The organism is Klebsiella grimontii, assembly GCF_042137965.1.
Classification (GTDB): domain Bacteria; phylum Pseudomonadota; class Gammaproteobacteria; order Enterobacterales; family Enterobacteriaceae; genus Klebsiella; species Klebsiella grimontii.
In genome coordinates, this window is the sequence record NZ_CP169721.1 from 1,229,785 (window position 1) to 1,250,205 (window position 20,421).

Genomic DNA, 20,421 nt, shown 5'->3' on the forward strand with positions numbered 1-20,421 from the left:
CTGTGATTCTCGGATTACAGCATCTTGCGCGAGAAGCACTGATAACGATAAAGTCGGGTTGAAGTTGTGTATATCGGCTAAACTTAGGTTTAACAGAATGTGATGCCGTGACTGCTTACACCGTAGGGTGTTTGTCATCGCTTACTTTTTGGCGTTATATGATGGATAATGCCGGGATACGAGAGACCCGACTCTTTTAATCTTTCAAGGAGCAAAGAATGCTGATTCTGACTCGTCGAGTTGGTGAGACCCTCATGATTGGAGATGAGGTCACTGTGACAGTTTTAGGGGTGAAGGGTAACCAGGTACGTATTGGCGTTAATGCCCCTAAAGAAGTCTCCGTGCATCGTGAAGAGATCTACCAGCGTATCCAGGCTGAAAAATCCCAGCAGTCCAGTTACTAAGGTTTTCGCGCCTCGCTATTCGGTGAGGCGCTTCCTTCCATCCCCCGTTTTTGCCACTTTTCCTCTCCGATAGCCCCTCTTTTTTGTCTCTTTCTCCGCGTCCGCGACAATTATCTTTTGCGTTAGCAGCGGCGTAATCGCCAATTTCTTGTTGATAAAATACTCTTTTTGCCGTTTTCACAGGCTAATTGCGCGGGAAGTGTGCAAACGAAAAAAAGGTCTCGAAAAAAGGTTTGACTTATAAGTACCAGAAAGTAATATGTGCGCCATCGCAGCGACGAAGAGCAGAAACAAGTTCTTCGAAGCACTCGTAAGAGGCGTGTGGTGAGGTGGCCGAGAGGCTGAAGGCGCTCCCCTGCTAAGGGAGTATGCGGTCAAAAGCTGCATCCGGGGTTCGAATCCCCGCCTCACCGCCATTTTGCATCCGTAGCTCAGCTGGATAGAGTACTCGGCTACGAACCGAGCGGTCGGAGGTTCGAATCCTCCCGGATGCACCATCTTACTTGATACGGCTTTAGCAGCAGTATCAAAATCTGCAGTAAAGTAAGTTTCCCGATGCATCCGTAGCTCAGCTGGATAGAGTACTCGGCTACGAACCGAGCGGTCGGAGGTTCGAATCCTCCCGGATGCACCATATTCTCCGAGATAGCAGCCACGCTGTTGTTTCATGGTCTGCGAGATAATCGCCAGCACCAGGGAGGATAACGTTGCTTCAGCAACGGCCCGAAGGGCGAACCGAGTGAGTCATCCTCCCGGATGCACCATCTCTTACTTGATACGGCTTCAGCAGCGGTATCAATATCGGCAGTAAAGCAAGTTTCCCGATGCATCCGTAGCTCAGCTGGATAGAGTACTCGGCTACGAACCGAGCGGTCGGAGGTTCGAATCCTCCCGGATGCACCATATTCTCCGAGATAGCAGCCACGCTGTTGTTTCATGGTCTGCGAGATAATCGCCAGCACCAGGGAGGATAACGTTGCTTCAGCAACGGCCCGAAGGGCGAACCGAGTGAGTCATCCTCCCGGATGCACCATCTCTTACTTGATACGGCTTCAGCAGCGGTATCAATATCGGCAGTAAAGCAAGTTTCCCGATGCATCCGTAGCTCAGCTGGATAGAGTACTCGGCTACGAACCGAGCGGTCGGAGGTTCGAATCCTCCCGGATGCACCATATTCTCCGAGATAGCAGCCACGCTGTTGTTTCATGGTCTGCGAGATAATCTCCAGCCACTCTCTTTGTCTCAAAACCTCTTAAACGCAATAATTCACCTCGTCTTTCAGCACTTTTTTCATTGGCAACTCCCTCTTTCCACTATAATTTATTCCTGTTAACCGACCTGATCCTGGGTGGGATAAGTGCAAGGAGAGAAATCCATGAAATGGTTCAAAGCAATATCTGCGTGTTGCGCGACGCTTCTGGTCGCCGCCACGCTTGCGGGCTGCGCAGGTTCATCCACAAAGGAAAGTACCGGTGGGTATATTGACGATACTGTCGTGACCACCAAAGTCAAAACCGCGCTCTTCAATGACAAAGAGATTAAGTCTTCGGAAATTAGCGTCCAGACCTTTAAAGGTCGTGTACAGCTCAGCGGCTTTGTCTCATCCGTCGATAGCGCTAAACGAGCGGTAGAAGTGACGCGAAAAGTGCAGGGCGTTCGTATGGTTGAGAACGATTTAAGAATCAAATAAACGCACCACACTGCATCTGTATCAACAAGGGCGCCATCGAGCGCCCTTGTTGCATCTACCGCTGGCAGCGACAAAGCAGACCTTTTGCGTTACAGTAACTCCTCCTTAACCGGTTGGTGAGAAGACGATGTACGAACGTTACGCAGGACTGATTTTTGATATGGATGGCACGATCCTCGATACCGAGCCGACGCATCGTAAGGCATGGAACGAGGTTCTGGGACGTTACGGTATGCGTTTTGATATGCAGGCCATGGTCGCGCTTAACGGTTCTCCTACCTGGCGGATCGCTCAGGCCATTATCGAATTAAATCAGGCTGATTTAGATCCTCACTCTCTGGCGCAGGAAAAAACGGACGCCGTGAAAGCGATGCTGCTTGATAGCGTCCGCCCCTTACCGCTGATTGAGGTGGTTAAGGAGTGGCACGGTCGTCGTCCGATGTCGGTCGGTACCGGCAGCGAGAGCGCCGTTGCTGAAGCGCTGCTGGCCCATCTGGGCCTGCGTCACTACTTCTCGGCGGTAGTTGCCGCCGATCATGTCGCCAACCATAAACCCGCGCCTGATACTTTCTTACTCTGCGCTGAGCGCATGGGCGTTGCGGCGGAGAAATGCGTGGTCTTTGAAGATGCGGACTTTGGTCTGCAGGCGGCGAAGCGCGCCGGAATGGATGCCGTGGACGTGCGGTTGCTGTGAGCGACTCGCTGTCGCTGATATCGCTGTTTGCCAGCAGCTTTTTGAGCGCCACGCTGCTTCCCGGCAATTCGGAAGTGGTGTTGATTGCCATGCTGCTGGCGGGGGTGAGCCAGCCCTGGTTACTGGTTTTAATAGCAATAATCGGTAATAGCCTTGGAGGGGTAACTAACGTTATTCTGGGGCGCCTGTTTCCGCTGCGCAAAACATCGCGCTGGCAGGAGAAGGCGTCCGGCTGGCTGAGGCGCTACGGCGCGGCCGCGCTATTATTAAGCTGGGCGCCTGTTATAGGCGATTTGCTGTGTTTACTGGCGGGATGGATGCGCATTTCCTGGGGACCAGTGCTCTTTTTTTTATGCCTTGGCAAAGCAATACGCTATATCGTCGTTGCGGCGATAACGCTTCAGGGCATGACGTGGTGGCACTAATTGGACTGATTGTTCAACCATTACAATTATGCTAATTCAAACGATTTCGACAGGCGGGAGGTCAAATTGATCCCGGACGTATCACAGGCGCTGGCCTGGCTGGAAAAAAATCCGCAGGCGCTGCAGGGTATTCAACGTGGTCTTGAGCGCGAAACGCTGCGCGTCAATGCTGACGGCACGCTGGCCACTACCGGTCATCCGCAGGCACTGGGTTCAGCGCTGACTCATAAATGGATTACCACCGATTTTGCCGAAGCTTTGCTGGAATTTATTACGCCGGTTGATGGTGATATCCAGCATATGCTCACCTTTATGCGCGATGTTCATCGCTATACCGCACGTCATATTGGCGACGAGCGCATGTGGCCGCTGAGCATGCCTTGCTATATCGCGCCCGGCCAGGATATTGAACTGGCGCAGTACGGTACCTCTAATATTGGCCGCCTGAAAACGCTGTATCGCGAAGGGCTGAAAAATCGCTACGGCGCGCTGATGCAAACTATCTCCGGCGTGCACTATAACTTCTCGCTGCCGATGGCTTTCTGGCAGGCTAAGTGCGGCGTTGAGGATGCCGAAAGCGGTAAAGAAGCGATCTCAGCGGGCTATTTCCGCTCCATTCGCAACTACTACCGTTTTGGTTGGGTGATCCCATACCTGTTCGGCGCTTCCCCGGCGATCTGCTCGTCGTTCCTGCAGGGCAAACCGACGTCGCTGCCTTTTCAGGAAGCCAGCAACGGCATGTACTACCTGCCTTACGCGACCTCGTTGCGTCTGAGCGATCTGGGCTATACCAATAAATCGCAAAGCAATCTCGGAATTACGTTTAACGATCTCTACGAGTATGTGGCAGGATTGAAGCGGGCGATTAAAACGCCTTCCGAAGAGTATGAAAATATCGGGCTGGAGAAAGACGGGAAGCGTCTGCAAATCAACAGCAACGTGCTGCAGATCGAAAACGAGCTGTACGCGCCGATTCGCCCGAAACGCGTGACCCGCAGCGGCGAAACGCCTTCCGACGCGCTGCTGCGCGGCGGTATTGAATACATTGAAGTGCGCTCCCTGGATATCAATCCGTTCTCACCGATTGGCGTTGACGAGCAGCAGGTGCGTTTCCTCGATCTGTTTATGGTCTGGTGCGTGCTGGCCGATGCGCCGGAGATGAGCAGCGACGAGCTGCTGTGCACGCGCACCAACTGGAATCGGGTGATTCTGGAAGGCCGTAAGCCGGGCCTGACGCTCGGTATTGGCTGCGAAACCGCGCAGTACCCGCTGGCTCAGGTCGGTAAAGATCTGTTCCGCGATTTACGCCGCGTGGCGCAAACGCTGGATAGCATCCACGGATGCCAGGCCTATCAGCAGGCCTGCGATGAGCTGGTCGCCTGCTTCGACAATCCCGAATTAACCTTCTCGGCGCGCATTCTGCGTTCTATGCTTGAAGAGGGGATTGGCGGTACCGGCAGAGAGCTGGCCGATCGCTATCGGACGATGCTGCGCGAAGAGCCGCTGGAAATTTTAAGCGAGGCGGATTTTGTTGCCGAGCGTGAAGCATCGCTACAGCGTCAGAAGAAGGTGGAAGCGGCGGATAGCGAGCCGTTTGAAGCGCTGCTGGCAAGGCACGCGTAGCTTTCCGGGCCGTAAAAAAGAAAACGGCCACATCACTGTGGCCAAACTTTCATCTCTGATTCAGGGATGATGATGATAATAAATGCGCGTCTTTCATATACTCAGACTCGCTGCCTCAAAAAGAGTTCATTTTATTTTTAAAAAAATCACTATCGGAGGTGAAGAATGCCGTTGTTAGATAGTTTCACAGTCGACCATACCCGAATGGAAGCGCCTGCGGTGCGTGTCGCGAAGAAAATGAACACGCCTCAGGGCGATGAAATCACCGTTTTCGATCTGCGATTCTGCGTGCCAAACCAGGAAGTGATGCCGGAAAGAGGCATTCATACCCTCGAGCACCTGTTTGCCGGCTTCATGCGCGATCACCTGAACGGCAATGGTGTGGAAATTATCGATATCTCTCCGATGGGTTGCCGCACCGGGTTTTATATGAGCCTGATCGGTACGCCGGACGAGCAGCGCGTCGCGGATGCCTGGAAAGCGGCGATGGCCGACGTGCTGAAGGTGAAAGATCAGAACCAGATCCCGGAGCTGAACGTTTACCAGTGCGGAACCTACACCATGCACTCGCTGGAAGAAGCTCAGGAAATCGCTCGCCATATCATCGAGCGCGATGTCCGCGTCAATAGCAACGATGAGCTGGCGCTGCCGAAAGAAAAACTGCAAGAACTGCACATCTAGTGCTTCTGCCACGGCCCGGCGAACCCCGTCGGGCCGCTATTCCCTGACGCCGCGGCGATGTCGACGACTTTAACCTTCAATTTTCAACACCGTTCGCTGGTGCCTTTTGCCCATGATTACGCCCATGGCGATAGCGAACCCTGGCATCAGCACGATTGCGCCCAGCTGCTGCATATTCTCAGCGGCGTGGTGCGGGTGGAAACTGCGCATGGCTACTGGGTCGTGCCGCCGGGGCGAGGCGTCTGGCTGCCCGCCGGTACCCCGCATACCCTACGGGTTACCGGCGCTGCGGCTGCGCGAACCCTGTTTATCGATCCTCTCGCGCGCGCCGATCTTCCCGCTGCCTGCCAGATAGTGCAGGTGACTCCGCTGCTGCGTGAACTGATCGTCGCGTCGCTGACGCTGGCGGAATCCTACGCGCCGGGCAGCCGCGATGAACGCATTTACGAACTGATCCTCGATGAAATTCGCGGCATGGCGGTGCTGCCGTTTGGCCTGCCGGAGCCGCAAAGCGAAGCGCTGCGCCGTTTATGCCAGAAGGTAAGAGAAGCGCCCGGCGACTCGTGGAGCAGCGCCGTGGCGGCGAAAGAGAGCAGCATGAGCGAGCGCACGCTGAATCGTCATTTTCAGCAGCAGACCACGCTCACCTGGAGTGAATGGGTGCGCCGGGCGAAGCTGATGGAAGCGCTGGTTCGCCTGGCGCAGGGGCAGTCGGTACTGCGGGTGGCGCTGGATCTCGGCTACGGTAGCCACAGCGCTTTTAGCGCCATGTTTCGCCGGGTAACAGGCGTCGCCCCCAGCGACTACTTCCGTTCGCCGGAGTAATGGCCTGCGCTCACCGCATTGCACAGCGCCTGCAGCGAGGCGCGCGCCACGTCGTTATCAATTCCCACCCCCCAGCGGCTGTCGCCATTCGGGAAGACGCAGCGAATATAGGCGACTGAACGGCTGTCGCTACGTTCGCCGAGGGTATGCTCGTGATAATCCTTAATCACGAAGTTTTGCTTTAACAGGCCGCTCAGCCCGCTGGCGGCGGCGGACAGCAGGCCGTTGCCGCGGCTCTGCAAACGTCGCGTTTCGCCGGCGATGCGCAGGGAAGCCTGCAGAGAAAGCTGGCCGTCCTGCTGGCTATCGCTTTGGTAATCCAGCAGCGCCAGCGGCGGCTGGGGGACCAGCCCGTAGCGTGCGCGAAACAGTTGCCACAGCGCGTTGTGGGTCATCTCCTTACCATGCGTATCGGTTTCGCGCTGGACGTGCAGGCTAAAATCCTGCTGCAGCGCGCGCGGCAGCTTCAGGCCATGATTCTGTTCAATCAGCCACGCGCTGCCGCTTTTGCCGGACTGGCTGTTAACGCGGATCACCGCCTCGTAGCTACAGCCGATATCCTGCGGGTCGATAGGCAGGTAGGGCATTTCCCAGCGATCGCCGGGCCGGCGGGCGTCGAACCCTTTTTTGATCGCATCCTGATGCGAGCCGGAAAAGGCGGTATAGGCCAGGCTTCCCGCCCACGGGTGGCGCGGATGAACCGGGATCTGGTTGCAGCTTTCGACGATTTCGACCACCCGGTTCATCTCAGCGAACCTGAGCCGGGGATCGACGCCCTGGCTGTAGAGATTCATCGCCAGCGTCACCAGACAGACGTTACCGGTGCGCTCGCCGTTGCCGAACAGGCAGCCTTCGACGCGGTCGGCGCCGGCCATCACCGCCAGCTCCGCGCTGGCGACGCCGGTTCCCCGGTCGTTATGCGGATGAACGCTAATGCACACATCGGCGCGGCGCGAGAAGTGACGACAAAAATACTCAATTTGATCGGCATAAACGTTAGGCGTGTTCACTTCCACCGTCGCGGGCAGGTTGATAATCATCGGCCGTTCGGCGCAGGGCTGCCAGATTTCCGCCACCGCTTCGCAAATCTCCAGCGCGAATTCCGGCTCGGTAAAACAAAAAGTTTCCGGGGAGTACTCGTATTGCCAGCGGGTCTGCGGCTGCTGTTCGCACCGTTGGCGGATAAGCCGGGTAGCGCGGGTCGCCAGCTCGACGACCTGCGCTTTGTTCATTCCAAAAACCCGCTCGCGGAACAGCGGAGCGGTGGCGTTATAGAGGTGAACGGTGGCGCGGTGGGCGTCGCGCAGCGATTCGAAGGTCCTGAGGATTAAATCTTCCCGCGCCTGGGTCAGCACCTGAATCGTCACGTCCTGCGGGATGCGCCGTTCTTCAATAAGTTGACGCACAAAGTTGAAATCGGTTTGCGAAGCCGAGGGAAAGGCCACCTCGATCTCTTTAAATCCGCACTCTAGCAGCAAGTCCCAGAACTGCAGTTTGCGCGCGCTGTCCATCGGCTCGGCCAGCGCCTGGTTGCCGTCGCGCAGGTCGGTGGAGAGCCAGCGCGGGGCGCGGGTAATTTGCTGCTCCGGCCAGCGGCGGTCGGGCAGGGCAATCGGCGGATAGGGACGGTATTTTTCACCAGGTTGAGTCAGCATGATTTTCTCCTTCTAAGCGAGTCTTTATCGTGCATGACAAGGCGAAAAGGCATCTCCAGCGAACTGGACATAAACTAGCGCAAACTGGACAACCTGCGCGGCGGCCATAAAAAAAGGGATCCGCAGATCCCTTCAGGTCAAACCTTAGTGCGCGCCGCCACCGCCGCCGCCGGCGCTGAACGGCGGTCTGGCAAACCACACCAGCCCGAGCAGAAGGATAAATATCGCCGCCGAGAACCAGAAAATTTCGTTGGCGGAGATAATCAGCCCCTGGTTGGTTATCTGCTGCGCGATCCAGCCGGACGCCTGCTGCTGCGTCATCCCTAATCCCTGCAGCTGGTCGTACATCTGCTGGGCGTTGGGATTATACGGCGTCACCGACTCGGTAAGCTGAGCATGGTGCAGCGCCTCGCGGTTCGTCCACATGGTGGTGGTAATCGAGGTGCCGATGGAGCCCGCCAGGGTACGCGTAAAGTTCGACAGGCTCGATGCCGCCGCCAGCCTTTCCGGCGGCAGGCCGGAAAGCGTAATGGTCGTCAGCGGCATAAAGAAGCAGGCCACCGCAAAGCCCTGGATAAACTGCGGCCACGCCGAGGCGCCGAAGTCCATACCCGGTTCGAAGGTCCACGCGCGCCAGTAAAAACAGACCGCGTACATGATAAAGCTGAAGGTGACCAGCCGACGCATATCCAGCTTATGCGCGAAGCGGCCGATAATCGGCGACAGGATAACCGGGATCACCCCGACCGGCGCCGAGGCCAGACCGGCCCAGGTGGCGGTATAGCCGTATACCTCCTGCAATAGCTGCGGCAACAGCACGATAGCGCCAAAGTAGAGCATATAGGCGAGGCTGATACACAGGCAGCCGATGGTGAAGTTTCGCGACTTAAAGAGCGACAGGTCGACTATCGGGTTGTCGTCGGTTAGCTCCCAGACGATAAGGAAGCTTATCGCCACCACTGCGACAATGGTCAGGATGATGATCTCGTTCGAGGCGAACCAGTCCAGCTCTTTACCCCGGTCGAGCATCACCTGCAGGCTGCCGATACCGATGATCAGCAGCGCCAGGCCGACGCCGTCGATCCGCCGCTGCTCGGTGCGGGTTTCGCGGTTGCGCAGGGTCTGTAGCGTCATCACCACCACGGCGATACCAATCGGCACGTTGATAAAGAAGATCCAGCCCCAGTGGTAGTTGTCGCTGATATAGCCGCCGAGGATAGGGCCGCAAATCGGCGCGACGATCACCGTCATTGACCACAGCGCCAGCGCGATAGAGCGCTTGGCGGGCGGGTAGTTGCTGAGCAGCAGACTTTGCGACAGCGGGATCAGCGGACCGGCGACGATCCCCTGAATCACGCGGAAGAAAATCAGCATCGTCAGGCTGTTTGACATGCCGCAGGCCCAGGAGGCGATGGCGAACGCCACCGTCGACCAGAGGAACAGCTTCACTTCGCCAACGCGCTTTGCCAGCCAGCCGGTAATCGGAATGGAGATAGCGTTCGCTACCCCAAACGAGGTGATAACCCAGGTGCCCTGGCTCAACGATGAGCCAAGGTTACCGGCGATGGTGGGGATGGCCACGTTGGCGATGGTGGAGTCCAGCACCTGCATAAAGGTCGCGAGCGACAGCGCAATGGTCATAATGACCAGCTGCGCGCCTTCCAGCGGTTTTTGCTGTTGCATTACGCTCACCCCGAATTATCCGGCGTTGGCCTGGATGATGTCGTTTATCAGCTTATTGACCGGCTCGAGGCCGATTTCGCGGGCATTACTTTCGTAAACCGGGGAGCTACGCACCTGACTTGCCAGCATCTCGCCGCCGCGGTCGGTGGTGTTCACCTCAACGAGGGTCGACAGGCCGATGCGCAGCGGGTGCTCCGCCAGCTGTTTTTCATCCAGCTCAATACGTACCGGCAGGCGCTGAACCACTTTGATCCAGTTGCCGGTGGCGTTCTGCGCGGGCAGCAGCGAGAAGGCGCTACCGGTACCCATATCGAGGCCGACCACTTTACCGGTGTATTTCACATCGTCGCCGTAAATATCGCTGATCACGGTGGCCGGCTGACCGATACGCATATGCGCCAGCTGCGTTTCTTTAAAGTTGGCGTCAATCCACAGGTTGGTCGCCGGAACGACGGCCATCAGCGGCGTGGTGCTGCTGATTTGCGCGCCGGGCTGTACGGAGCGACGCGATACGTAGCCGCTAATCGGGCTGACGATTTTTGTCCGCTGCAGGGCCAGCCAGGCGTTACGCACTTCGGTGGCCGCCTGCAGCACAGCAGGCTGCTGTTCCAGCTTCGTACCCAGCACGATTGCCTGGTTGGCGTTGTACTGCTGAATCGCCACGTCCAGTTCGGCCTGGGCGCTGGCAACCGTGTCGCGGGCGTGCTGCAGCTCTTCGCGGCCAATCAGGTTGGCGGCCCCCAGCGGAATACGGCGGTTAAGGTCGGTCTGCGCCTGGGAAAGCGCGGTTTTTTTAACCTCAATGCTGGCCTGCAGCTGCTTGCTGTTGATCATCTGCTGGCGCGTTTGACGCACGCTGGCGGCCAGCTGGGTCTGCGCTTTTTCAAACGCCTGCTGGGCATCGGTCTGGTCGAGGGTGACCAGCGGATCGCCTTTTTGCACGTAGTCGGTGTTGTCGGCCCAGACTTTCGTCACGCTGCCGGACACCTGCGCCATAATTTGCACCTGATTCCCTGCCACGTACGCGTCATCGGTCTCTTCGAAGTGACGCAGTACTAAAAACCAATAAATCCCGTATGCCACGGCAACAATAATAAAGAGCAAGGTCAGCAGCAGCAGGGCGCCTTTACGCTTCCCTTTTTTGCTGCCCGGTTGCTGCGGGGTTTGGCTCTCCGCATTTGCGCTCATGTTATTCTCCACGATCTTATTATTTCACATCGGCTGAGCCGACCTGTTTATCAGAAAGGCCAGCAGAAGATCTGCTGGCCTGTTCGTTTCCTTGTCAATCCAGAAAAAGCGTTGAGCGGTTGGTTCCGCGCTTAGCGCAGAGACTCCGCAAGCACGCCATCCTCTTCCATTTGGTCGAGGCGACCAAGCAGTTTACGGGTGATGTGCTCGAGCTGATCTTTTTCGCTGGTGCTTAAAGAAGACCAGAGCTGATGCAGGCAGTTGTGCTGCGGCGGTAACACTTCGCGCAGGAACTGATGCCCCTTTTCGGTGAGCTGTAAATGCAGGCAGCGACGATCGTTATCGCTTTCGCGGCGCTCAATCCAGCCGCGTTTTTCCAGCTCGTCGGCAATGCGCGTGGCGTTGGTACGGGAAGAGCCCAGCGCGCAGCTCAGCTCAGAAGGCTGAATGCTGTGGTTTTCCTGAGACTCAAGCGTGATCAGCGCCATAAACAATGTCTCGTTAATCCCTTGCGCTTTCAGCATCTTGTTACGGTTTTCCAGCAGCTTTCCCTGCATATGCATGCAAAGGCGGGTGAGCAGAATTTCCTGAAAAGGAAAGTCTTCGTGACGGCTGGCGCGGAACTTGAGCATTTGCTCAATGGGAGTAAACGAACTATCCATTTTGGTTATGACCTCATTAATTACAGTCGATATAATAACTATTGTGACAAATAAATCAAATGAATTATTGACAAAAATTGATACTTTAGGCTTATAGCCATAGGCCGATTTTCCAGACAACACCGTAGGTTAGGGCGCTTAGAAGCGTAGGCAAAATAATGCTGCGCGTTTTCCAGAAGGCCAGGCCCAGCACGGCGAAGCCAGCCAGTGTAGGCAGCAGGCGGCGGGCGTCGTGGAGAATTTCCGGCACGCTGGAGACCACCAGCAGCGCGCAAATAGAGGCGATGCCGATGGTATCGAGCAGCACGCCGATCGGACCGCGACGCGTCGGACGCGCGTTGCCGGCGCGCAGGCGCAACGGCAGATAGCGAAACAGATAGTTTACGCAGCCGACCACAACGCCGATCGTCAGGACATCACTGTTCATCGGGCATCCCCTGTAGGCTGGCCTGTACCAGAGCGGTCAGGCAGCCGCAGACAATCCCGGCCAGGATGGCGGCGGGTATGGAAAACAGAATCATTCCCCCCAGCGCCCCTGCCAGCGCGGCGGTCACGCTAAGCGACTGCTTGCGCTGGAAAGAAGCCAGTAAAAAACTCATAAACAGCGCGGGAAGCATAAAGCCCAGCGCCGCCTCCACCGCCGGAAAATCGGTCAGCAGGCCGCTGCCTGAATACGCGCCGATCAGCGTGCCGAAGACCCACGACGCCCAGGACAGAAAAGCGATACCGATCATCCAGCTTTCGCTCCAGCGCCGACCGTCGCGTACCAGTTTAGCGGTGGCGGCGGCAAAGACCTCATCGGTCAGGCCGAACGCCCAGATCGCGGTTTTTTTGTTGCTCAGCGCGCGCGGGATGCGGCTGCGCAGGGAAGGGCCGTAGAGAACGTGACGAACGTCCATCGCCATGACGGTGAGCGCGGCGACCCACAGCGAGCTTCCCGCCGCCAGCATCGCGACGATCACGAACTGGCTGGCGCCCGCGTAAATAATGCAGGAGAAGAACAGGCTTTCCAGGGGAGTGAAGCCGAGCTTCGTGGCGTTGAGGCCGAAGGCGAAGGCCACGGGAATATAGCTAATGACGATAGGCAGGCTGTCTTTCAGGCCTTCAGCCAGCGTGGCCTCAGCGGCGGGAGGGGTATGCGTCAATGCGTCAGAATTTTCCATAGGAATTGCTTATTAATCACTCACGTGAAAATCACATGATTAAACAGGTAGATTTACCTTAGCAGAGAGCCGTGCGGCTTAACAGCCGCTAAGAGGCTGATGGTTAAAGTTATGCACATTTTTTGCATATAAACCCATCGGGCGGGAAAGGCGGGGCGATGATAGCGAAGGTGGAGTCTGTATGTTCTGATGGCCCGGAAAGGCGGGAGCCTTTCCGGGGAAACGCGATAAAAGCGGGAGATTATTTCTGCGCGGCCAGCGCTTCGTTCACCCAGCCGTCAAACTGCTGCTGGTGGGCTTTGATCCAGCCGTCGACGTGGCCCTGAATATCCGCTTCCGAACCATGCCCCTCGTGCATCATGGCATTCTCGGCGTTGATATCGGCAATCGGCAGCTTCATGATGCTAAACAGCTTCGCCGCCGCCGGGTTTTTCTCGGCCCAGGCTTTGTTGGCGACGATATGCATGGTGCTGACCGGGAAGCCGTAGTTGGCGCCATTAGAGAGCTTCGTGTCGATATTTTTTTGCACGCCCGGCAGGGAGGAGAACGGTACCTGCAGCCAGACGACGTCTTTACCCGGTTTCAGCACATCGCTGACCCAGTAAGGCGTCCAGGTGTAGTAGATGACCGGCTTGCCCTCTTTATAGCGGGCAATGGTGTCGGCCATCATGGCGGCATAGTTCCCCTGATTGTGGGTGACGGTGTTATTCAGACCATAGGCATCAAGCTGATGGTTAATTACCGCTTCACAGCCCCAGCCAGGCGTACAGCCGGTCAGGTCGGCTTTGCCGTCGCCGTTGGTGTCGAACAGTTTGGCGATTTTCGGATCTTTTAGCTGGTCGATAGATTTGATGTGGTACTGCTCGGCGGTTTTCTTATCAATCAGGTAGCCCTGCGCCGCGCCGTTCACAAATACGCCTTGGCGGTAGAACTTTTTATCGCCGCCGGCGGCAGCGTACATATCGTCGTGCAGCGGCTGCCAGTTGACGGCGGTAAAGGTGGCGTCGCCGGAGGCGAGCGAGGTATAGCCGACGTTGTAATCCACTTCGCTCGGCTTATCGACGGTATAACCGAGCTTCTCCAGCGCGCGGCTGACCAGCAGGGTCTGGAAGGTCTCTTCCGAAATAGTGCTCTGAATCGGCTTAACGGTAATGCCTTTGCCAGGCAGATCCGCCGCGAAGGCGGTGGTGGAAATGAGGGCGGTTAACGCTGTGGCAAGGATCGCTGTATGTCGCATCGTTGTTCCTTTTACTTATCAGAAGGGGAGTCTATCCCCCCGATTGCCGGGGGGATGGGCTCTTATTTACAGAAAGGGCGAGTTATCAGCCCCAGTGGGCCGGTTGCATACCAGCGGCGGTTGCCGCGACTGCGCGAGTCCCGTCCTACGGCCTGAGTCAGACGGTCAAGAATAATGGCGAGGATAACAATCCCGACGCCGCCAACGGTGGCCAGGCCCATATCAAGGCGACCGATGCCGCGCAGTACCATCTGGCCGAGACCGCCAACGGCAATCATCGAGGCGATGACCACCATCGACAGGGCCAGCATCAGCGTCTGGTTGACCCCGGCCATAATAGTCGGCATGGCCAGCGGTAGCTGAACCTTAAACAGCAGCTGACGCGGGCTGGCGCCGAAGGAGCGCGATGCTTCAATCAGATCCGCCGGCACCTGGTTAATCCCCAGAATGGTCAGGCGGACAATCGGCGGCAGGGCGAAGATAATGGTGACCACCACGCCCGGAACGTTGCCGATACCGAACAGCATCACGATGGGCACCAGGTAGACAAATGCCGGCGTGGTCTGCATCGCGTCGAGCAGCGGACGGATGATTTTCGCCGCCCGCGGGCTGCGCGCCAGCCATATCCCAAGCGGCAGGCCGATCAGCATACAAAACAGCAGTGCGGTCAGCACCAGCGCCAGGGTTACCATCGCCTGCGACCAGGCGCCGATAGCGCCGATGGCGATCAGCGAAATCAGCGTCGCCGCGCCCATGCCGACGCTGGAAATCTGCCAGGCAATCAGCGAGAAAATAATAATCGCCACCGGCGCCGGCATGCCCAGCAGCAGCTGCTGGAAGGCGCTCAGGATGTAATCCACCGGTACGCGTATTCCCTGGAATAGCGGACGGAAATGCATCACCACCCAGTCGATGCCGTGCGTGACCCAGCTATCGAGCGGGATCAGCGTGTTATGGAACGGGTCCATAATATTGAAGTGTTCCGGCTGCGGCGCGGGCGCGCTGCTCAGCCAGTCGGCGCCGCCGCCGTTGGTCGGCGCTGGCGTAGAGGTGCCCCAGGCATCGGCGGATTGCGCTGCGCTATCCGCCGCCGGCGCGGTGTCCCACGGGTTAGATTGATCAGCCATTGTTTGCCCCCTCGCGATCTAAAGCCTGCAGCAGCATGCGTTTGGAAATGATGCCGACGTACTGTTGCCCTTCATCGATAACCGGCACCGCACACGGTGCATGGCCGACGTGAGAGAGCAGCTCGCTGAGCGGCGTTTGCGCATCCACCGCCTGCGGGGAGTCGATTAACGCCGCATCGATTCCCTGGCCTTCGCTCAGCGCGGCTTTCAGAGAATCAATGGAGATAATGCCAACAAACTTATTCCCGCGTTCAATGACGTAGCCATATTCGCGGTCTTCATCCTGCAATAATTTCAGCGCGGAGCGCGGGCCGAAACCAGGCGTTTTACGAATCAGCCCCACCGGGCTGCGGCGGGCAATATCTTTAGCGCTGAACACCTGGCTAATATCGACGCCGCGGAAGAAGGTTCGGACATAATCATTGGCCGGATTATTGAGTATTTCATCCGGCGTGCCGACCTGAACCACTTCACCATTTTGCATAATGGCAATACGATCGCCAATCCGCATGGCTTCATCGAGATCGTGGGAAATAAATACCACGGTACGCTGATGCCGGGCCTGTAATTTAGTGAGCTCATCCTGCATTTCGGTACGAATTAATGGGTCGAGCGCTGAGAAGGCTTCATCCATTAACAGAATATCGGGGTTAATCGCCAGCGCGCGGGCGAGACCAACGCGCTGGCGCATGCCGCCGGAGAGTTCGTCCGGGTACGCATGAGCATAATTTTCCAGGCCGACCTGACGCAGCGCCTCCAGCGCTTTTTCCTGGCGTTCCTGAGTCGGCACGCCGGCCAGCTCCATGCCGAAACCGGCGTTGTCGAGCACGGTCATATGCGGCATAAGCGCAAAGGATTGAAAAACCATCGCAATCTTTTTTCTGCGCACCTCGCGGAGCTCGGCGTCAGAGATTTTAGCGATATCGACGCCGTCGATCAGGACCTGGCCGCGGGTGGGTTCAATCAGGCGATTGAGAAGGCGAACCATGGTGGATTTCCCCGAACCGGAGAGCCCCATGATGACGAATATCTCGCCTTCTTCAATGGTCAGACTGGCGTTCTTTACGCCAAGCGATAACCCCGTCTTTTCCAGTATTTGTTCTTTCGATAGTCCTTTGTCGATATATTTGAAAGCCCGCTGCGGGTGCTCGCCAAATATCTTATAGAGATTCTTGATTTCTAATTTAATTGCCATGCAAGAGAGTGTTTCCTGTTATTTATTAATATCGATATGGTACCCGGTAGTGATAATTGCTTTTTTACACCCTAACATACTGAGAATCTGTGACAACCCTTTATGTGGCGTTGCCAGGGGAATGCGCGGGAGAGAATTCCGGTACATCCCCCGTGATATAAGGGCTGAGCGCGAATGACTTGTGGTCGATATTTTTTAGTTATGTTGCCTTAATTTAGGTGAAAATCGAGGGCATGTTGTTGAATATGACACGGTGATGACCGAAAGATATTGAGTGAGGTGAAAACAAATAATGTGAAATAAATCACCAGGAAATATGCTGATATATTCCTGGTGAAAGTAAGGCTAAAAGTCCCAATCGGCGTCGACGGTTTCTTCCGCTTTTCCCATCACATACGATGAACCTGAACCAGAAAAGAAGTCGTGGTTTTCGTCGGCATTCGGCGAGAGCGCAGCGAGGATCGCCGGATTGACGGCGGCCATTTCCGCCGGGAACAGCGCGTCGTAGCCGAGGTTCATCAGCGCCTTGTTGGCGTTGTAGCAGAGAAAGGCGTTGACCTCCTCAATCCAGCCGCTATCGGCGTACAGTTCACGGGTGTAGGCCAGTTCGTTGTCATACAGATCCATCAGCAGGTCGAGGGCGAAGTTTTTCATCTCTTCGCGCTTCTCGGCGCTGACTATTTCCAGTCCTTTCTGGAATTTGTAGCCAATGTAATAACCGTGTACCGCTTCATCGCGGATAATCAGGCGAATCAGATCGGCGGTGTTGGTCATTTTCCCCCGGCTGGAGAAGTACATCGGCAGCCAGAAACCGGAGTAGAAGAGGAAGGATTCGAGAAAGACGCTGGCGATTTTTTTCTTCAACGGTTCATCTGCCTGATAGTACTCCAGCATCAGCTGCGCTTTGCGCTGCAGCGGCGCGTTTTGTTCGCTCCAGGCATAGGCGGCATCGACGTCTTTGGTCTGGCAGAGCGTCGAAAAGATTGAGCTGTAGGAGCGGGCGTGCACCGCCTCCATAAAGCTGACGTTCGACAGTACCGCTTCCTCGTGCGGGGTGAGGGCGTCGGCCATCAGCGCCGGCGCGCCGACGGTATTCTGGATGGTATCGAGCAGCGTCAGCCCGGTGAAGACGCGAATCGTCAGCTGCTGCTCCGCCGGGGTGAGGGTTTGCCAGGCGGGGATATCGTTGGACAGCGGCACCTTCTCCGGCAGCCAGAAGTTGCTGGTCAGCCGATTCCAGACCTCCAGATCCTTATCATCTTCAATCTTGTTCCAGTTGATGGCGCTGATGCGCGATAAATGGGTCATCCTGTTCTCCTTATAGCGCGCAGGACACGCAGCCTTCAATTTCGGTACCTTCCAGCGCCAGCTGGCGCAGACGGATGTAATACAGCGTTTTGATGCCCTTCTTCCACGCGTAGATTTGCGCTTTGTTGATGTCGCGCGTGGTGGCGGTATCGGGGAAGAACAGGGTTAGCGACAGCCCCTGATCGACGTGACGCGTCGCCTCGGCGTAGGTGTCGATGATCTTCTGCGGGCCGATTTCGTAAGCATCCTGATACAGCGCCAGGTTGTCGTTGGTCATAAACGGCGCCGGATAGTAAACCCGTCCGGTTTTCCCCTCCTTGCGGATCTCAATCTTCGACACGATCGGATGGATGCTGGAGGTCGCGTGGTTGATGTAGGAAATCGAGCCCGTCGGCGGCACCGCCTGCAGGTTGCGGTTATAAATACCGTAGCGCATCACGTCATCGCGCAGCTGCCGCCACATATCGCGGTCGGGCAGAACAATACCGGCACGGGCGAACAGCGCGCGGACTGTCGCCGTTTTCGGCTGCCAGTCGCCTTCCAGGTAGGGGCGGAAATAGTCGCCGCTGGCGTACCGCGACTGCTCGAATCCGGCAAAACGCGTCCCTTTTTCCCGCGCTATCAGCATCGAGGTGCGCAGCGCGTGCCAGGTGATGGTATAGAAATAGAAATTGGTGAAATCCAGGCCCGCTTCGCTACCGTAGGCAATACCTTCGCGCGCCAGATAGCCGTGCAGATTCATCTGCCCAAGGCCGATGGCGTGCGAAGCGGCATTGCCCGCCGCTACCGACGGTACCGAACGGATGTCGCTCATCTCGGAAACCGCCGTCAGGCCGCGCACCGCGACCTCGACCGTGCGGGCGAAATCAGGAGAGTCCATGGTGTGGGCGATATTCAGCGAGCCGAGGTTGCAGGAGATATCCTGGCCGATGCTGGCGTAATCCAGGTTTTCGTCAAAGGTAGAAGGCGAGTTGACCTGCAGGATCTCCGAGCACAGGTTGCTCATATTGATGCGCCCGGCAATCGGGTTCGCGCGATTCACCGTGTCTTCAAACATGATGTACGGATAGCCGGACTCAAACTGAATTTCCGCCAGCCGCTGGAACAGGTCGCGGGCGCGGATCCAGCGTTTGCTGACCCGCTCGTCGGCCACCAGTTGCGCATACATTTCGCTTACCGCGATATCGCCGAACGCTTTACCGTACAGGCGCTCGACGTCGTAGGGGGAGAACAGCGCCATCTGCGCATCTTCTTTCGCTAGCTGAAAGGTGATATCCGGAATCACGACGCCGAGAGAGAGCGTTTTTATGCGGATTTTTTCATCGGCGTTCTCGCGTTTGGTATCCAGGAACCGCAGGATATCGGGATGATGGGCGTGCAGATAGACCGCGCCGGCCCCCTGGCGCGCGCCGAGCTGGTTGGCGTAGGAGAAGGCGTCTTCCAGCATTTTCATCACCGGTACCACGCCGGAGGACTGATTCTCGATGCGCTTGATTGGCGCCCCGGCTTCGCGAAGGTTGGAGAGCAGAAACGCCACGCCGCCGCCGCGCTTGGATAGCTGCAGCGCCGAGTTCACCGCCCGGCCAATGGATTCCATATTATCTTCGATACGCAGCAGAAAGCAGGAGACCAGTTCGCCGCGCTGCTGTTTACCGGCGTTGAGGAACGTCGGCGTGGCGGGCTGAAAGCGCCCGGAGAGGATCTCATCGGTCAGCTGATGGGCCAGCGTCTCGTTACCCTGCGCCAGGGCCAGGGCCACCATGCAGGTGCGGTCGGCAAAGTCTTCCAGGTAGCGCTTTCCATCGAAGGTTTTCAGCGCGTAGCTGGTATAGAACTTCCATGCGCCGAGAAACGTCTGGAAGCGAAAACCGCCGTCCCGGGCATGGGCAAATAGCTCGAGAATAAACTGGCGATTGTAGCGTGCCAGCACCCTGGCATCGTAATAGCCTTCGGCGACCAGCCACGTCAGCTTGTCGTCCTGGCTGGCGAAGGGCACGGTATTGGGCGCGACGTGGCTGGCCATAAACGCCGCCACCGCCTGATGGTCTTTGTCAAACGGGATGCGGCCGTTGCTGTCGTAGAGATTCAGCATCGCGTTGAGGGCGTGGAAATCCGGCGCCTCGCTGGTTATACGTTCTGCGGTTGTCGTTGCCAAAATTCGCTTACTCCTTTACGCACGTTGTCGACATCTTGCGGGGTGCCCATCAGTTCAAAACGATAGAGATACGGTACGCCGCATTTCTGCTTGATGACGTCGCCAGCCCGGCCGTAGGCCTCGCCAAAATTGCGGTTGCCCGCGGCGATGACGCCGCGAATGAGCTGGCGGTTGTGCGGATCGTTAAGAAAGCGGATCGCCTGTCGAGGGACCGCGCCCGCCGTGCCGCCACCGCCATAGCTGGGGACGATGAGAATGTAGGGTTCGTCTACCTGGATGCGCTCGCGCTCGTTAAGCGGAATACGCATGGCGGGCAGCCCCAGACGCTGGACAAACCGGTGCGTGTTTTCCGAACTGCTGGAGAAGTAGACGATCAGGCTCATACGCTGGCCGCTGTAACTGTCGGGCGCAGGCGGTTGATCATGTCGGGACGAAAGCCGGACCAGCGGGTCTCTCCGGCAATGACCACCGGCAGCTGGCGGAAACCTTGCTCGCGCAGCAGATCGACGGCTTCAGGATGGTGGTCGATATTGATCGTGTCGAATTCAAACCCGCGGGTTTCCATGGCCCGCTTAGTGGCATGGCACTGTACGCAGTCGTTTTTAGTGTAAATAGTAATGCGCATGATTCGTATTTCCATTTAAAATAGCAGTACGGCGCTAAAACTGACGTCGCGTGCTATGGGTTACCGATAAAGGAAATACTA

The 20,421-nt window shown here is 57.0% G+C and carries 20 protein-coding genes and 5 tRNA genes; 12 read left to right on the forward strand and 13 right to left on the reverse strand.

Annotated elements, in window-relative coordinates:
• Positions 1 to 218 precede the first annotated feature (218 nt).
• From csrA to ACE3MN_RS05985, 12 genes are all read left to right on the forward strand, one after another.
• Positions 219 to 404 carry a carbon storage regulator CsrA gene (csrA, locus tag ACE3MN_RS05930; RefSeq protein WP_000906486.1) on the forward strand — a complete coding sequence of 62 codons (186 nt, stop codon included), beginning with the start codon at positions 219 to 221 and terminating at the stop codon, positions 402 to 404.
• A gap of 323 nt (positions 405 to 727) precedes the next feature.
• A tRNA-Ser gene (locus ACE3MN_RS05935) sits at positions 728 to 820 on the forward strand.
• A 4-nt stretch (positions 821 to 824) separates the two neighbouring features.
• Positions 825 to 901, forward strand: a tRNA-Arg gene (locus ACE3MN_RS05940).
• A 60-nt stretch (positions 902 to 961) separates the two neighbouring features.
• Positions 962 to 1,038: transfer RNA gene (locus tag ACE3MN_RS05945), tRNA-Arg, on the forward strand.
• A 192-nt stretch (positions 1,039 to 1,230) separates the two neighbouring features.
• Positions 1,231 to 1,307 (forward strand) — tRNA-Arg (locus ACE3MN_RS05950).
• Between the two features lie 192 nt (positions 1,308 to 1,499).
• Positions 1,500 to 1,576 (forward strand) — tRNA-Arg (locus tag ACE3MN_RS05955).
• 203 nt (positions 1,577 to 1,779) lie between these two features.
• A complete protein-coding gene (locus ACE3MN_RS05960; RefSeq protein ID WP_024358427.1) occupies positions 1,780 to 2,094 on the forward strand; it encodes a BON domain-containing protein in 315 nt (104 codons plus the stop codon).
• Between the two features lie 127 nt (positions 2,095 to 2,221).
• Positions 2,222 to 2,788, forward strand: coding sequence for a fructose-1-phosphate/6-phosphogluconate phosphatase (yqaB, locus tag ACE3MN_RS05965; protein WP_004123996.1), 567 nt, complete (start codon positions 2,222 to 2,224; stop codon positions 2,786 to 2,788).
• Positions 2,785 to 3,213, forward strand: coding sequence for a YqaA family protein (locus ACE3MN_RS05970; RefSeq protein WP_004123993.1), 429 nt, complete (start codon positions 2,785 to 2,787; stop codon positions 3,211 to 3,213). The genes yqaB and ACE3MN_RS05970 overlap by 4 nt, the downstream gene beginning before the upstream one ends.
• 66 nt (positions 3,214 to 3,279) lie before the next feature.
• On the forward strand, positions 3,280 to 4,836 hold the full coding sequence (gene gshA, locus ACE3MN_RS05975) for a glutamate--cysteine ligase (protein WP_098363251.1): 1,557 nt from the start codon (positions 3,280 to 3,282) through the stop codon (positions 4,834 to 4,836).
• 165 nt (positions 4,837 to 5,001) lie between these two features.
• Positions 5,002 to 5,517 carry an S-ribosylhomocysteine lyase gene (gene luxS / locus ACE3MN_RS05980; RefSeq protein WP_375364308.1) on the forward strand — a complete coding sequence of 172 codons (516 nt, stop codon included), beginning with the start codon at positions 5,002 to 5,004 and terminating at the stop codon, positions 5,515 to 5,517.
• Between the two features lie 57 nt (positions 5,518 to 5,574).
• Positions 5,575 to 6,342, forward strand: coding sequence for an AraC family transcriptional regulator (locus ACE3MN_RS05985; protein WP_024358424.1), 768 nt, complete (start codon positions 5,575 to 5,577; stop codon positions 6,340 to 6,342).
• Here ACE3MN_RS05985 and leuA read toward each other — a convergent pair.
• From leuA to nrdH, 13 genes are all read right to left on the reverse strand, one after another.
• Complete coding sequence (leuA, locus tag ACE3MN_RS05990) at positions 6,321 to 7,997, reverse strand: 2-isopropylmalate synthase (protein WP_154932866.1); 1,677 nt, start codon at positions 7,995 to 7,997, stop codon at positions 6,321 to 6,323. The two genes, ACE3MN_RS05985 and leuA, sit on opposite strands and share 22 nt — an antisense overlap.
• Before the next feature lie 144 nt (positions 7,998 to 8,141).
• Complete coding sequence (gene emrB, locus ACE3MN_RS05995) at positions 8,142 to 9,680, reverse strand: multidrug efflux MFS transporter permease subunit EmrB (protein ID WP_004123984.1); 1,539 nt, start codon at positions 9,678 to 9,680, stop codon at positions 8,142 to 8,144.
• A gap of 15 nt (positions 9,681 to 9,695) precedes the next feature.
• Positions 9,696 to 10,868, reverse strand: coding sequence for a multidrug efflux MFS transporter periplasmic adaptor subunit EmrA (emrA, locus tag ACE3MN_RS06000; RefSeq protein WP_004123983.1), 1,173 nt, complete (start codon positions 10,866 to 10,868; stop codon positions 9,696 to 9,698).
• A 131-nt stretch (positions 10,869 to 10,999) separates the two neighbouring features.
• A complete protein-coding gene (mprA, locus tag ACE3MN_RS06005) occupies positions 11,000 to 11,530 on the reverse strand; it encodes a transcriptional repressor MprA (RefSeq protein ID WP_004104785.1) in 531 nt (176 codons plus the stop codon).
• 91 nt (positions 11,531 to 11,621) lie between these two features.
• Entirely contained in the window at positions 11,622 to 11,957 is a 336-nt protein-coding gene (gene ygaH / locus ACE3MN_RS06010; RefSeq protein ID WP_024358422.1) for an L-valine transporter subunit YgaH, read from the reverse strand.
• On the reverse strand, positions 11,947 to 12,693 hold the full coding sequence (locus ACE3MN_RS06015) for an AzlC family ABC transporter permease (protein ID WP_004132932.1): 747 nt from the start codon (positions 12,691 to 12,693) through the stop codon (positions 11,947 to 11,949). Before ACE3MN_RS06015 ends, ygaH begins: the two co-directional genes overlap by 11 nt.
• Positions 12,694 to 12,934: 241 nt before the next feature.
• Positions 12,935 to 13,930, reverse strand: a complete 996-nt coding sequence (proX, locus tag ACE3MN_RS06020) for a glycine betaine/L-proline ABC transporter substrate-binding protein ProX (RefSeq protein ID WP_004132934.1) — start codon at positions 13,928 to 13,930, stop codon at positions 12,935 to 12,937.
• Between the two features lie 62 nt (positions 13,931 to 13,992).
• The gene (proW, locus tag ACE3MN_RS06025) at positions 13,993 to 15,057 is read right to left on the reverse strand and encodes a glycine betaine/L-proline ABC transporter permease ProW (protein ID WP_024358420.1); all 1,065 of its coding nucleotides are present in this window, start codon (positions 15,055 to 15,057) and stop codon (positions 13,993 to 13,995) included.
• Positions 15,050 to 16,252: a glycine betaine/L-proline ABC transporter ATP-binding protein ProV gene (gene proV / locus ACE3MN_RS06030; RefSeq protein WP_024358419.1), complete on the reverse strand. Its 1,203-nt coding sequence runs from the start codon at positions 16,250 to 16,252 to the stop codon at positions 15,050 to 15,052. Before proV ends, proW begins: the two co-directional genes overlap by 8 nt.
• A gap of 345 nt (positions 16,253 to 16,597) precedes the next feature.
• The gene (gene nrdF, locus ACE3MN_RS06035) at positions 16,598 to 17,560 is read right to left on the reverse strand and encodes a class 1b ribonucleoside-diphosphate reductase subunit beta (protein ID WP_004132940.1); all 963 of its coding nucleotides are present in this window, start codon (positions 17,558 to 17,560) and stop codon (positions 16,598 to 16,600) included.
• A 10-nt stretch (positions 17,561 to 17,570) separates the two neighbouring features.
• On the reverse strand, positions 17,571 to 19,715 hold the full coding sequence (gene nrdE, locus ACE3MN_RS06040) for a class 1b ribonucleoside-diphosphate reductase subunit alpha (RefSeq protein WP_049130992.1): 2,145 nt from the start codon (positions 19,713 to 19,715) through the stop codon (positions 17,571 to 17,573).
• The gene (nrdI, locus tag ACE3MN_RS06045; protein ID WP_375364309.1) at positions 19,688 to 20,098 is read right to left on the reverse strand and encodes a class Ib ribonucleoside-diphosphate reductase assembly flavoprotein NrdI; all 411 of its coding nucleotides are present in this window, start codon (positions 20,096 to 20,098) and stop codon (positions 19,688 to 19,690) included. The genes nrdE and nrdI overlap by 28 nt, the downstream gene beginning before the upstream one ends.
• On the reverse strand, positions 20,095 to 20,340 hold the full coding sequence (gene nrdH, locus ACE3MN_RS06050; protein WP_004135058.1) for a glutaredoxin-like protein NrdH: 246 nt from the start codon (positions 20,338 to 20,340) through the stop codon (positions 20,095 to 20,097). Before nrdH ends, nrdI begins: the two co-directional genes overlap by 4 nt.
• Positions 20,341 to 20,421: the final 81 nt, after the last annotated feature.